We start from the raw sequence: 13,598 nt of genomic DNA on the forward strand, positions 1-13,598 counted from the left end.
TGCTTCCTTCCTTCAGATTTCCAGATTGTCGATGAGACGCGTCGCGCCGAGCTTGGCCGCCGCGACCACGACGAGCGGCGCGTCGGTTTCGTCGGCGCCCGGCGCGATCAGGTTCGAGCGTTTGCGCACGCTGATGTAGTCCGGCTTCCAGCCGCGGTCGGCGAGCGCGTTCATCGCGTCGCGTTCGAGTGCGGCGATATCGCGATTGCCCGACAGCACGGCTTCGCGCACGCGCTGCAACGCGGCGGCGAGCTGCGGCGCTTCGGCGCGCTCGTCGGCGGACAGGAAGCGGTTGCGCGACGACAGCGCGAGGCCGTCTTCATCGCGCACGGTTTCCGCCGCGACGATTTCCGTCGGCAGCGCGAACTGATGGCACATGGCGCGCACGATCATCAACTGTTGATAATCCTTCTTGCCGAACACCGCGACGCGCGGCTGCACGCACGACATCAGTTTCATGACGACGGTGCACACGCCCGTGAAAAAGCCGGGGCGGAATTCGCCTTCGAGAATGTCGCCGAGATTGTGCGGCGGATGCACGCGATACTCCTGCGGCTCCGGATACATGTCCGTCTCGGTCGGCGCGAACAGCACGTAGACGTTCTCCTTCTGCAGCTTTTCGATGTCGTCCTGCAGCGTGCGCGGATATTTGTCGAAATCTTCGTTCGGGCCGAACTGCAGACGATTCACGAAAATGCTCGCGACCACGGGATCGCCGTGCTGGCGCGCGAGACGCATCAGGGAGAGATGGCCTTCGTGGAGGTTGCCCATCGTCGGGACGAAGGCGGTTCGGTTCTGGCCGCGCAACTGGTCGCGCAGTTCGTGGATGGAGCTGATGACTTTCATCGAGCGGGTGTCTCCTGTCGAGCGGCCGGTGCGCCGCCACGCGGAAAAAGATAAGAAAGACTAGGCAGGAGAATACGCGAGCCGCACGTAGATCGGCGCGTAGGGTTCGGCCTGCGTGATTTCGATCAGCGATTCGCGCGACAGCTCCAGCATCGCGATGAAGTTCACGACGACTACCGGCACGCCGCGCGTGGTGTCGAAGAGTTCCGTGAACTCCATGAAGCGCGCGTTCTGCAGACGCCGCAGGATCACGCTCATGTGCTCGCGCACCGAAAGCTCTTCGCGCGTGATCTTGTGATGCTGCACGAGCTTCGCGCGCTTGATGACGTCGGCCCACGCGGCGCGCAGGTCGTTCATGTCGACGTCGGGGAAGCGCTGCTCGGCGGACTGCTCGATGTAAATGTCCGCGCGCAGGAAGTCGCGGCCGAGTTGCGGCAACTGGTCGAGCTTCTGCGCGGCGAGTTTCATCTGCTCGTATTCGAGCAGACGCCGCACGAGTTCGGCGCGCGGATCTTCGGCTTCCTCGCCGGTGTCGGCCTTCTTGACCGGCAGCAGCATGCGCGACTTGATCTCGATCAGCATCGCGGCCATCAGCAGATATTCCGACGCCAGCTCGAGATTCGATTCGCGAATCTGATCGACGTAGCCGAGATATTGCGCGGTGACATCCGCCATCGGGATGTCGAGCACGTTGAAGTTCTGCTTGCGGATGAGATAGAGCAGCAGGTCGAGCGGGCCTTCGAAGGCTTCGAGAAAGATCTCGAGCGCGTCGGGCGGGATGTACAGGTCGGTCGGCAGCTTCCAGAGCGGCTCGCCGTACAGGTGCGCGATCGCGACGCCGTCGATGGTGTCGGGCGTCGAATCGGTTGCGGGCGTGGCGAGCGCCACGGCACGGTCTTCCCGGGCTTCGTCGCGCTTTGCCTCAGACGGCGAATGCGCGGACGATTGCGGCTCGCGGCCTGCTGCGCTCACGTTCAGAAGTTCTGGTAATAGACGTAGGGCGTCTGGTTCACGCGCGATTGCTGCTGCGTGGTGCGCTCGTCGAGGTCGATCGGCTGCTTGTCCCACAGTAGCGCGCGGCCGCGGCGCTGTTCTTCTTCCAGCGAGGGCTTCTGCTCTTTCAACTGATTGATGAACTGGGTGATATCCGACTGATACATGATCCGGCTTCCGTTGAGGTCGAGGCGTGAGCCTGTGATTTTGCCTGTGCGCGCAATTTTACCGCAAGCGCGCGGCAGTTTCGTCGCCCGGAAGGCGCACGCGCGTGCAGCTTTCGCGGAACCCACGCGGCGCGCAGCCGTCCAACGGCGCACGTCCGGCGCGAGATGGCCGCTTTTGCGGCGTGCGTCCATGCCGATGTGGTGAAATAGCGCCTGCGTCCGATTGCGTCGGCTGCAAGTTTTACCTCGAATCCCACTTTTTCCCGATGCCGGAGGTCACGTTTGGCGGGGCGTTCGTTTGATCCGCTGCGCGCGTGGCGCGTAAGGCCGCGCGGCATGAGCCGCTGGCCGGCCCTGATTGTGGCGCTCGTCGCGTTCGGCTTCGCTGCGCCCGCTTGCGCCAAGTACGACGTCGACATCGACGCGCCGCGCAGCATCAAGAAGCTGCTGAAGGAGAACCTCGATCTCTCCCGTTTCGCCAAGCGCGACGACGTCAGCGACGACCAGTTCCAGTTCCTCGTCACCGCGACGCCGAAGGACGTGCGCGATCTCGTCGCGACGGAAGGCTATTTCACGCCCATCGTGCGTACGGACGTCACGACCGTCGACGACAAGCGCAACGTCAAGGTGAGCGTCGATCCCGGCCCGCGCACGATGGTCGCCTCGGTGCAACTGAATTTCACGGGCGCGGTGACGACCGAAGATCGCGCGCAGGAGAACGCGGCGCGTTTCGCTTTTTCGGTCAGCGAAGGCGATCCTTTCACGCAAAGCGGCTGGGACGACGCGAAAAACGCCGCGCTGCGGGCCCTGCAATCGAAACGCTATCTCGGCGCGAAGATCGTGCGTTCGCAGGCGCGCATCAATCCGCGCGCGCATCTGGCCGATCTCTCCGTGACGTTCGACAGCGGCCCGACCTTCACGCTCGGCAAGCTCGAGGTGAGCGGCCCGAAGCGCTATCCCGCGTGGATCATCGACCATGTGAATCCGATCCGCGAAGGCGAGGTCTACGACATCGCTCGCCTGAACGAGTTGCAGCGCCAGATCCAGAACACGCCGTATTACGCGAGCGTCGCGATCGATGCGGACAGCGACGTGAACAAGCCGGTCGACACACCGCTGCATGTGAAGGTGAGCGAGTATCCGTACAACAGCATCCGCTACGGCGTGGGTTACGCGACGGACACGGGTTTCCACATTCAGGGCGCCTACAGCTATCTCAATACGTTCGGCGCGGCGTACCCGTTCACGATTTCCGGGCGGCTCGACCAGACGCAGCAATACGGCCGCGTGCAACTCGCGATGCCGCCCGATTCGTCCGGCTGGGTCAACGCCGTGTTCGGCTCGTACACGATCACCGACGTCTCGAGCACGAAGATCTATAGCGGGCGCGTCGGCGTGCAGCGTTCGCGCTCGCGTCAGAACATCGACACGACGTATTCGCTGACCTTCTACGACGACCGCCTGACGCAGAACGAGCCGAATCCGTCGACGGCGCGTGCGCTCGTGCCCGCGTGGAGCTGGGTGCGCCGCGACGTCGACGATCCGCTGTTTCCGCGCCGCGGCAACATCATCCGCGCGGAGGCGGGTTTCGCCGTCAAGGGCGTGATGGCCGATCAGACTTTCGCGCGCCTGTACACCAACGCGCTGCAATACGTGCCGCTCGGCAAGAACGATCTGCTCGTGTTTCGCGCGGAGTTCGGCGGCGTGTTCACGAGCGGGCCGTCGAGCGGCGTGCCGGCTTCGCTGCTGTTCCGCGCGGGCGGCGCGAATTCGGTGCGCGGCTATAGCTATCTCAGCATCGGCAACAATGTGGCCGGCTCGATCCTGCCGACCAAATACATGGTGACGGCCAGCAGCGAATATCAGCACTGGTTCACGCACGACTGGGGCGGCGCGGTGTTCTTCGACATCGGCACCGCGACCGACAACTGGAGCGAGCGCGTGTTCGATCCGGGCGTGGGCGTCGGCGCGCGCTGGCGCAGTCCCGTCGGCCCGGTCAACGTCGACCTGGCGTATGGGCTGAAGAACAAGAGCATCAAACCGTATCTGACGCTCGGCATCGCGTTCTGATGCGTGAGAACGATGAAGGACATTGAATCGGCATGACGGACCCGAACAAGCAGGCGGACGCCGAAGCGCCGCCGCCCGAAAACGTTGGCGGCGGCGACGGCGGCGCGCAGACACCGCCGCCGCGCAAAAGCGGCTGGCGCCGTTTGGCGCGGTGGATCGGCGCGCTCGTGCTCGTCGTCGTGCTGATCGCCGGGATCGCCATCGGCACGGTCTTTTACGTGCTGACGACCGAGCGCGGCACGCGCTACGCATGGAACGCGGCAACGAAGCTGCTCAAGGGGCAACTTACCGGCAAGCTCGACGGCGGCGCCATCGCGACCGGCCTGCAACTGCGCGACGTGCGCTGGAAGGACGGCAAGGGCACGGATATCGCGGTCGATAGCGTGTCGGGCCGCTGGGCGCTCACACGCGAGCCGCTGCGCTTCACGATCGATTATCTGCACATCGGGACGGTCGATGCGCGCATTGCGCCGTCGAACGAGCCGAGCAAGAAAACGGAACTGCCCAAGGATCTGCGCATTCCGATTCAACTTGCGATCAACGATCTTTCCGTCGGGAAACTGCGTCTGCATCAGGGCACGGCGACGACCGAATTCTCGCGCCTGCTTTTCCACGGCCGAAGCGACGGCCAGCATCACGAAGCGGCGGTAGAGCGGCTCGACACGCCGTTCGGCGCGGTGACGGCGTCGGCGAAGCTCGATGGCGGCGCGCGTCCGTTTCCGCTTTCCGGCGATGCGGGCTATGCCGGCAAGGTCAACAACGAAACGGTGAACGTGAGCGCGCGGCTCTCGGGCTCGCTCGAAGACCTGATCGCCGACGTCGATGCGAGCGGCCTGAAACTCAACGGACGCGCGCACGTCGAGGCGCTGCTGTTCGCGGACGTGCCGCTCAAGTCGGCGCTCGTCACGTTCGATCACGTCAATCCGCAGGCGTTCGCGCCGGGCGCGCCCGAGGCCGACCTCGCCGTGCGCGCCGAAGTGAAGCCCGTCGAAGGCGCGGACCCGAAGGCGTTCGTCGTCGCCGGGCCGGTGTCGATCGTGAACGCGAAGCCCGGTTCCATCGACAAGAAGCTGCTGCCGCTCATCGACGCGCACGCGAACGTGCGGCTCGACGCGTCCGAGCAAAGCATCACCGATCTCGATGTGCGGCTCCTGAAGAACGCGTCGGTGACGGGCGGCGGCGCGCTCAAAAGCGGCAAGGGCAAGTTCGACCTCAAGGTCGCGAAGCTCGATCTGAACGCGATCGAGCCGACGCTGCGCCCGACGGATTTCGCCGGACCGATCCGCATCGAGCTGGATGGCGACACGCAGCGCATCGCCGCCGACCTGAACGATCCGAAAGCCGCGATCCGCGCGCAGGCCAAAGTGAAGCTCGATCCGCAAGCGACCACGCTCGACGACGTGACGCTCACGGTCGGGAAGGGCCGCGTCGAAGCGAGCGGCGTGCTGAAGAAGGACGCGAATTCGAGCTACGACCTGAAGGCGAAAATCGTCGAGTTCAATCCGCTGCTGCTGCAACAGCAGTTGATCGCGCCGAAGCCCGCGCCGGCGAAGAAAGGCGCGAAGCCGTCGAACAAGCCGGCCGCGCCGGCGCGTGTCGTGGAAGCGCGCGTGAACGGCACGCTGGCGGCATCGGGGCAACTCGCGCCGACGCTCACGACCAAGGCGACCTTCAAGCTCACCGACAGCATGTACGACAATCTGCCGCTGACGGGCGAGGGCACGATACAGGTCGCGGGCATGCGACTGTTGCCGAGCAAGGCGGCGCTGTCGGTGGCGGGCAACAACGTCGATCTGAACGGCAGCTTCGGCGCGCCCGGCGACCGGCTGCGCTTCAAGGTCGACGCGCCCGCGCTCGAACGGCTCGGCTTCGGCATCGCGGGCACGGCGAAGGCGGACGGCGATCTGACCGGCTCGATCGCGCATCCGAACATCGCGGCGAACTATCAGGCCGATGGCCTCGTGTTCGGCGCGAATCGGCTCGGTCACGCGGAAGGCCGCGCCGATATCCGCGACGGCGCGAACGGCGCGCTCGTCTTCACGCTGAAGGCGCGCGATGCGAGCACGGAAGACATCGACATCGCGAATCTCGACGCGAATCTGAACGGCACGCGCGCGCATCACACGCTCGACGTGACGGCGACCGGCAAGGTGCGCGGCCAGCCCGTGAATCTCGCGCTCGGCGCGAACGGCAAGTTCACCGACGCGCCCGACGGCCCGCACTGGGACGGCGCGATCACGAAGCTGTCGAACAAGGGCACGCCGTCGCTGAATCTCGAATCGCCGCTTTCGGTGAGCTACGGTCCGAAGCGTCTCGTGCTCGGCGCGACGCGGCTCGTCGCGGAAGGCGCGGTGCTGAATCTGAAATCGTTCGCGATGGAGAACGGCCGCCTGCAATCGGCGGGCACGCTGACGAACCTGTCGGTGCCGCATCTGCTCGACGTGCGCCAGACGCTGACGGGCGCGGAGCCGCCGATCCGCACCGATCTCGTTTTCGACGGCGACTGGAACTTCACGCTCGGCGCGACCGCGACGGGCTACGCGCAGATCAAGCGCCGCGCCGGCGACGTGACGATCGACGGTACGCGCGGCCTGTCGGCGCTCGGCATTTCCGATATCGCCGCGCGCGCGGATTTCACCGACGGCAACCGCCTGAACGCGTCGCTGCACGCCCAGGCGAGCCGCATCGGCGTGATCGATGCCAACGTGCACACGCCGCTCGTCAATCGCGACGGCATGCTCACCATCGACGACAACGCGCCGCTGACCGGCGCCATCAACGCGAACGTGCCGGAATTGCGCACGACCGGCGGCCTGCTCGGCGCGAACTATCTGCTCGGCGGCAGGATTGCGCTCAAGCTGGTGATCGCGGGCATCGTCGCGAAGCCGAATCTGTCGGGCTCGCTGACGGGCGACAACATTTCCGCGACGGTCGTCGATCAGGGCGTGCAACTGAAGGACGGCATCATCCGCATTGCGCTGTCGGAGAATCTCGTCGATTTTCAGCGCGTCGAGTTTCATGGCGCGAGCGGCACGCTGCGCGCGACCGGCAAGGTGCGCCTCGATCAGCAGGAGCCCGATCTGACCGCGAGCATCATCGCGGACAAGCTGGAGCTGTTCGCATCGCCGGATCGCGAGCTGATGCTCTCCGGCAGCGCGACGATCGCGAACGCGGGCTTGCAGGGCGGCATGGCGATCGACGGCAAGTTCACCGTCGATCACGCGCTCATCGATCTGCCGGAATCGTCCGCGCCGTCTCTCGGCGACGATGTCGTGATCGAGCGCCCCGATGGCACGATCAAGGGCGAGAATCAGTCGATCACCGCGAAGACCGAGAAGCCGGTCGGGCCGTTCACGCCGCGCGCGAACATCGGGATCGATCTCGGTCAGCACTTCCGCTTCAAGGGCGCGGGTGCGGACCTCGGCCTCGCGGGCACGATTACGGCGATGAGCGCGCCGAACATGCCGCTGCGCGCGGTCGGCAACGTGCGCGTGACGACGCCGGGTTCGTCGTACACGGCGTTCGGGCGCAAGCTGAACATCGAGAACGGTTTCTTCACGTTCAACGGGCCGGTGGCGAATCCCGGCCTCAACATTCTCGCGATGCGGCGCAATCAGGAAGTCGAGGCGGGTGTGCAGGTGACGGGCACGGTGCAGGCGCCGGTCGCCAAGCTGATTTCCGAGCCGAGCGTGCCAGACAACGAAAAGCTCTCGTGGCTGCTGTTCGGCCACGGCACCGATCAGGGCAACAACGTCGGCCAGCAGAGCGCGATGACGAGCGCGCTCGCGCTGCTCGGAAGCCGCGGCGGCGCGAAGATCGCGCAGACGGTCGGACTGGACGAGTTCACGGTCGGATCGAGCGAAGTGGGCCTGACCGATCCGCAAGTCGTGCTGCTGTCGAAGGCGATCAACGAACGGCTCGTGATCGGCTACGAGCAAGGCTTGCAATCGGCGAGCAACGCGGTCAAGGCGACGCTGAACCTGTCGCGGTTCTGGGCCGTGACGGTGTACGGCGGGACGTATCAGGGCGTCGATCTGTCTTATACGCGGCGCTTCAATCGCTGGTCGAGGCTGTGGTCGTCGTCTTCGTCTTCGTCGGCATCGCGGGCGTCGACTGTGCAGCCATCGGCGGCCTCGGGGGCGTCGGGCGTGAGCGCGCCGTTCGGGGCATCGGCGACGGAAGTGGAATCGGACTGAGCATCGTCTGCTTCAAGCAAAAAGGGCACGCGATCTGCGTGCCCTTTTTGTTATGCGATGCGTGTTACTTCACCCGCATGCCCGGTTTCGCGCCGCTGTGCGGCTCGAGAATGTAGAGGCCCGGTTCGGCTTTTTCGTCCGTGGCGGATGCCGCGAGCACCATCCCTTCCGACAGACCGAACTTCATCTTGCGCGGCGCGAGGTTGACGACCATCACGGTCAGCTTGCCGATCAGATCTTGCGGCTGATACGCCGACTTGATGCCCGAAAACACATTGCGCGTCTTGTCCTCGCCGACGTCGAGCGTGAGTTGCAGCAGCTTGTCGGAGCCTTCGACGGCCTTGCAGTCGACGATCTTCGCGATACGCAGATCGACCTTCGCGAAGTCGTCGATGGAAATGACGCCCGCATCGTCCGGCTTCTTAGCGGCGGTCTTGGCCGGAGCGGCTGTTGTCGTCGCCGTTGCGGCTGCGGCTTCCGCGGCCGGCGCGAGCGATTCGCGATTCGCGGCGAGCAACGCCTCGATCTGCTTCGGATCGACGCGCGTCGTCAGATGCTTGTATGCGTTGATCGCGCTCGCCGACGACAGCGGCTTGTCGGCATCGGCCCAGACGAGCGGTGCGATGCCGAGGAACGATTCCACCGCTTCGATGAGCTTCGGCAAAACCGGCTTCAACGCGAGCGACAGCAGGCGGAACGCTTCCAGGCTCACGCTGCAGGTTTCATGCAGCGCGACGGCGTTCGCCGGATCCTTCGCCTGTTCCCACGGCTTCGCGGTGTCGACGTAGGCGTTGACGGCGTCGGCCAGTTCCATCGTCGTGCGCAGCGCGCGGCCGTATTCGCGCGACTCGTAGAAGCCGGCGATGTGCGGAATCGCCGAACGCAGTTGCGCGACGAGCGGATGATGCATCGCGCTGTCCTGCACGCGGCCGTCGAAACGCTTGATGAGAAAGCCCGCCGCGCGGCTCGCGATGTTCACGTACTTGCCGACGAGATCGCTGTTCACGCGCGCCTGGAAATCTTCGAGATTCAGGTCGATGTCTTCCATCGTGCTGTTCAGCTTCGCCGCGAAGTAGTAGCGCAGCCACTCGGGATTCAGCCCCGTGTCGATGACGCTCTGCGCGGTGATGAACGTGCCGCGCGACTTCGACATCTTCGCGCCGTCGACGGTCAGGAAGCCGTGCGCGAACACGTTCGTCGGCGTGCGATGGCCGGAGAATTCGAGCATCGCCGGCCAGAACAGCGTGTGGAAATACAGAATGTCCTTGCCAATGAAGTGATATTGCTCGGCCTTCGAGCCGGGCTTCACCCATTCCCCGAAATTCACGCCGATGCGGTCCGCGAGATTCTTGAAGCTCGCGTAATAGCCGACGGGCGCATCGACCCAGACGTAGAAATACTTGCCCGGCGCGCCGGGAATTTCGAAGCCGAAGTAGGGCGCGTCGCGCGAAATGTCCCAGTCGGCGAGTTTGGCTTCGCCCTTGTCGCCGAGCCATTCGCGCATCTTGTTGGTGGCTTCGGGCTGAGCGAGACCGCTGACCCAGCCGCGCAGGAATTCCTCACAGCGCGGATCGGACAGCTTGAAGAAATAATGCGTCGACGTCTTGCGGATCGGCGTCGCGCCCGACACGACCGAATACGGATTGATCAGTTCGGTCGGCTGATAGGTCGAGCCGCAGACTTCGCAGTTGTCGCCGTATTGGTCCTTCGCGCCGCATTTCGGGCATTGGCCCTTGATGAAACGGTCCGGCAGGAACATTTCCTTGACCGGATCGTAGGCTTGTTCGATGTCGCGCGCCTCGATCAGGCCCGCCTGCTGCAGCGCGCCGTAGATCGTGTTGCACAGTTCGCGGTTTTCCTCGGCATCGGTCGAGTAGTAGTTGTCGAACGAGATGCCGAAGCTGTCGAAGTCGCGCTTGTGCTCTTTCCACACGCGCTCGATCAACGCTTTCGGCGTGATGCCTTCCTTCTCGGCGCGCAGCATGATTGGCGTGCCGTGGGTGTCGTCCGCGCCGACGTAGTAGACCTCGTGGCCATGCATTCGCAGCGTCCGAACCCAGATGTCCGTCTGAATGTATTCGACCATATGGCCGATATGAATCTGACCGTTCGCGTACGGCAACGCGGACGTGACGAGGATCTGGCGGCGGCCGCCTTCAAAGGCTTGAGCGGCAGGCGCGGCGGTGGCAGTGGCTGAAATCGGTGCTGACATAAAGGCGCGGCCCGGTGGGAGTGCTTGAGGTTGTGAAAAAACGCGGAGCTCGATTTTAGCAGGGCGGGGAGAGGCGGGCGGAGTCGGCGGTGGATGGGGCGGAGTGCGTTTCGAGCGCCCAAAAAAAAAACCGGGGTCCAATCGGGCCCCGGAGCAACAACGACAAGAGGAGAATGGCAGGTGATGGCATCGCCATCCGCCTACCGTAAGGACAGACAGCAGCACCGCGTCCAAGTTTCAAATTTTTTTCAGACGACTAATTGCCGCTCGTGCCACCGCCCTCGCGGCGGCATATTCTCCTTTATAATCAGACGCTTACTGCACTTGTCCGGGCTGCGCGGTCGCACGCAGATAGATCTCCACGCGACGATTCTGCGCGCGGCCGGCTTCCGTCGAGTTGTCCGCGATCGGCTGAGTCTGGCCCATGCCCGATGCCGCGAGACGCTGCGCCGCGACGCCGTGCGTCGAAATGTACGACGCGACGCTCTGCGCGCGATTCTGCGACAGCGTCTGGTTGTAAGCCGCCTGACCCGTGTTATCCGTATGGCCGACCACGCTCGCGATCAGCTCCGGATGCTGCTGCATCGTCTGCGTGACGGAGTTCAGCACCGGATCGAACGACGGCTTGATCGCGTAGCTGTTCGTGTCGAACGAAATCGAGTTCGGAATGTTCACCTTCAGCGAGCCGTCCTGCTGCTCGGTCACTTGCGTGCCCGTGCCCTTCGAGTCGCCCGAGATCTTGTTCTTGATCGACTGCCAGTTGTAGCCGACGATACCGCCCGTCGCCGCGCCGGCTGCCGCGCCGATCGCCGCGCCCTTGCCGCCGCCGAAGATCGCGCCGATCGCCGCGCCGGTCGCGGCGCCCGCGCCGGTGCCGACTGCGGTGTTGGTGCCCTGCTGCGTTTGACAGCCGGCGAGAAGCGCGCCCACCAGGGCAACGACGGACAGGCGGGTCATCAACTTAGTATTCATCTACGATCTCCTTTGATTCAACAAGCGTTCGGCGCATGCGCCGACAGTGCGAAAGGGTCTTCGGACGAGCCTCCGGGCGAGCCTCTACAATAATGAGAAAAGCGCCCGACTGCCCGGTGGGATGCGTCCCCGGAAAGATTTGCAGCGGGATAGTGCAATGCGTAAGCGTTACAACGCAACGGCGCTAACAATTACTTTCAATTTCCTCAGAGTGTTCCGTGCGCCGCTGGGCGCCAGCAACAATCGTTCCATGGAGTCTCGATGAGTATTGACCGCGCGAAGATCGACGCCGCACTCGCCACACTGACCGATCCGAACACCAACCGCAAGCTGGTTGATCTGAAAAGCATTCGCAACGTATCCGTCGACGGCGCGAACGTCGCGGTGAGTGTCGTGCTCGGCTATCCGGCGAAATCGCAGTTCGGTGCGATCCGCGAAATGGTGGAAGGCGCGCTGCGTCAGATCGCGGGCGTCGCGAACGTGACCGTGGATGTTTCGTCGCAGGTCGTCGCGCATGCCGTGCAGCGCGGCGTGAAGCTGCTGCCGAACGTCAAGAACATCATCGCGGTGGCGTCCGGCAAGGGCGGCGTCGGCAAGAGCACGACGGCGACGAATCTCGCGCTCGCGCTCGCGGCCGAAGGCGCGTCGGTCGGCATGCTGGACGCGGACATCTACGGTCCCTCGCTGCCGATGATGCTCGGCATCACCGGCCGTCCGGAATCGCCTGACAATCAGACGATGAATCCGCTCGAAGGCCACGGCATTCAGGCGAACTCCATTGGCTTTCTGATCGAGCAGGACAATCCGATGGTCTGGCGCGGCCCGATGGTCACGTCCGCGCTCGAACAATTGCTGCGTCAGACGAACTGGAAGGATCTCGATTACCTCGTCGTCGACATGCCGCCGGGCACCGGCGACATCCAGCTCACGCTATCGCAGAAAGTGCCGGTGACGGGCGCGGTGATCGTCACGACGCCGCAGGACATCGCGCTGCTCGACGCGAAGAAGGGCTTGAAGATGTTCGAGAAGGTCGGGATTCCGATTCTCGGCATCGTCGAGAACATGAGCACGCATATCTGCTCGAACTGCGGTCACGAAGAGCACATCTTCGGCGCAGGCGGCGGCGAGCGCATGGCGAAGGAATACGGCGTCGAAGTGCTCGGTTCCCTGCCGCTCGATATCGCCATTCGCGAGCGCACCGACGCGGGCCAGCCGACCGTCGTGTCGCAGCCGGACAGCCGCATCGCGGAGACGTATCGCGCCATCGCGCGCCGCGTCGCCATTTCGATTGCGGAGCGCCAGCGCGACATGACCTCGAAGTTTCCGAGCATCGTCGTGCAGAACACCTGATTTCGAATAAGCGATCGAATCGGCGCGAGCCTTGTGCGATGCGGCTCGCGGTATCATGTCGCCTTCGATGCGCGGCAGCGCGGACGCACGGGGCGTCGGCGGGCCGCCGAGAGGATCGCATGAGACACAGATTCGACGGAAGGGCGCTTTACGCCTCGATCGCGATGGCCGCTTGCAGCGTCATGCTGAGCGGTTGCGGCCTCATCTTCCAGAATCACGAAAAGCGCGCGGACGCCGTTTTGAATCCAACGCCCGGCAACGCCACGCGCGGCACCGTCACGCTGATCGAGCGCGCGGACGGCGTGCAGGTTTCCTACAGCCTCACCGACATGCCGCCGAACAGCGATCACGCGCTGACCGTTCACGAGCGCGGCGACTGCATCGCGGTCAACGGGCCGGACGCGAGTCCGGTGTTCGCGCTGCCTTCGGATCGCAGACGAACGTCATCGCGTCTCGAAGGCGAGCTCGGCAACATCCACGCGGACGCAACCGGCGCGGCGACGGGCTTCATCGTCGCGACAGATGTCTCGCTCGACGGCGTGCGCTCGATCATTTCGCGCGCGATCATGCTGCACCGCGAAGCGCTCGACCCGTACGCGAGCGCGCCGCACAACGTCGGACCCGCGCTCGCTTGCGGCGTGATCCGGCGGTAGCTGCTGCGGCGGCATGCGAAGCGCCCGGCGCGGCGGCGCGCTTCGCGTAAAATACCCGCTTTCGTTTGGCCCGCGCGGCGAGAACCGCCGCCGGCCATGCCCCGTTTCACCGCAGGCGGCGGTCGCGAGACCGAGCCGT

General features: G+C 64.6%; 9 protein-coding genes. 4 read left to right on the forward strand and 5 right to left on the reverse strand.

Annotation, left to right across the window (positions count from 1 at the left end; all coding sequences use genetic code 11):
• Positions 1-12: 12 nt before the first annotated feature.
• The 3 genes from panC to NCS02_RS03690 all read right to left on the reverse strand — a co-directional run bounded on the left by panC (position 13) and on the right by NCS02_RS03690 (position 2,009).
• Positions 13-846, reverse strand: a complete 834-nt coding sequence (panC, locus tag NCS02_RS03680; RefSeq protein ID WP_008351071.1) for a pantoate--beta-alanine ligase — start codon at positions 844-846, stop codon at positions 13-15.
• A gap of 60 nt (positions 847-906) precedes the next feature.
• A complete protein-coding gene (locus NCS02_RS03685; RefSeq protein WP_034472990.1) occupies positions 907-1,734 on the reverse strand; it encodes a segregation and condensation protein A in 828 nt (275 codons plus the stop codon).
• An 86-nt stretch (positions 1,735-1,820) separates the two neighbouring features.
• Entirely contained in the window at positions 1,821-2,009 is a 189-nt protein-coding gene (locus tag NCS02_RS03690; protein ID WP_174447747.1) for a DUF3460 family protein, read from the reverse strand.
• A 333-nt stretch (positions 2,010-2,342) separates the two neighbouring features.
• On the opposite strand from NCS02_RS03690, the gene NCS02_RS03695 reads away from it, so the two are divergent.
• Positions 2,343-4,076 carry an autotransporter assembly complex protein TamA gene (locus NCS02_RS03695; protein WP_239295371.1) on the forward strand — a complete coding sequence of 578 codons (1,734 nt, stop codon included), beginning with the start codon at positions 2,343-2,345 and terminating at the stop codon, positions 4,074-4,076.
• Positions 4,077-4,108: 32 nt separating this feature from the next.
• Positions 4,109-8,272, forward strand: a complete 4,164-nt coding sequence (locus tag NCS02_RS03700; RefSeq protein WP_250519325.1) for a translocation/assembly module TamB domain-containing protein — start codon at positions 4,109-4,111, stop codon at positions 8,270-8,272.
• Positions 8,273-8,336: 64 nt separating this feature from the next.
• Here the strand turns inward: NCS02_RS03700 and metG are convergent, their stop codons facing one another.
• Both metG and NCS02_RS03710 read right to left on the reverse strand, forming a co-directional pair.
• The gene (gene metG / locus NCS02_RS03705) at positions 8,337-10,484 is read right to left on the reverse strand and encodes a methionine--tRNA ligase (protein WP_008351060.1); all 2,148 of its coding nucleotides are present in this window, start codon (positions 10,482-10,484) and stop codon (positions 8,337-8,339) included.
• Between the two features lie 315 nt (positions 10,485-10,799).
• Positions 10,800-11,456: a YiaD family glycine zipper/OmpA-like lipoprotein gene (locus NCS02_RS03710; protein ID WP_008351059.1), complete on the reverse strand. Its 657-nt coding sequence runs from the start codon at positions 11,454-11,456 to the stop codon at positions 10,800-10,802.
• A 261-nt stretch (positions 11,457-11,717) separates the two neighbouring features.
• Between NCS02_RS03710 and apbC the strand changes: the two genes are divergently transcribed.
• Positions 11,718-12,806 (forward strand): iron-sulfur cluster carrier protein ApbC, encoded by a 1,089-nt coding sequence (gene apbC / locus NCS02_RS03715; protein WP_008351057.1) that lies wholly within the window; start codon positions 11,718-11,720, stop codon positions 12,804-12,806.
• A 119-nt stretch (positions 12,807-12,925) separates the two neighbouring features.
• A complete protein-coding gene (locus NCS02_RS03720) occupies positions 12,926-13,459 on the forward strand; it encodes a superoxide dismutase family protein (protein ID WP_008351054.1) in 534 nt (177 codons plus the stop codon).
• Positions 13,460-13,598 lie beyond the last annotated feature (139 nt).

The sequence above is a fragment of the Caballeronia sp. NCF2 genome, assembly GCF_023631205.1.
GTDB classification, from domain to species: Bacteria; Pseudomonadota; Gammaproteobacteria; order Burkholderiales; family Burkholderiaceae; genus Caballeronia; species Caballeronia zhejiangensis.

Coding starts and splice junctions, on each gene's coding strand:
- NCS02_RS03695 (WP_239295371.1), top strand. CDS start 2,343: ATGAGCCGCTGGCCGGCCCTGATTGTGGCGCTCGTCGCGTTCGGCTTC.
- apbC (WP_008351057.1), top strand. CDS start 11,718: ATGAGTATTGACCGCGCGAAGATCGACGCCGCACTCGCCACACTGACC.
- NCS02_RS03700 (WP_250519325.1), top strand. CDS start 4,109: ATGACGGACCCGAACAAGCAGGCGGACGCCGAAGCGCCGCCGCCCGAA.
- NCS02_RS03710 (WP_008351059.1), bottom strand. CDS start 11,456: ATGAATACTAAGTTGATGACCCGCCTGTCCGTCGTTGCCCTGGTGGGC.
- NCS02_RS03720 (WP_008351054.1), top strand. CDS start 12,926: ATGAGACACAGATTCGACGGAAGGGCGCTTTACGCCTCGATCGCGATG.
- panC (WP_008351071.1), bottom strand. CDS start 846: ATGAAAGTCATCAGCTCCATCCACGAACTGCGCGACCAGTTGCGCGGC.
- metG (WP_008351060.1), bottom strand. CDS start 10,484: ATGTCAGCACCGATTTCAGCCACTGCCACCGCCGCGCCTGCCGCTCAA.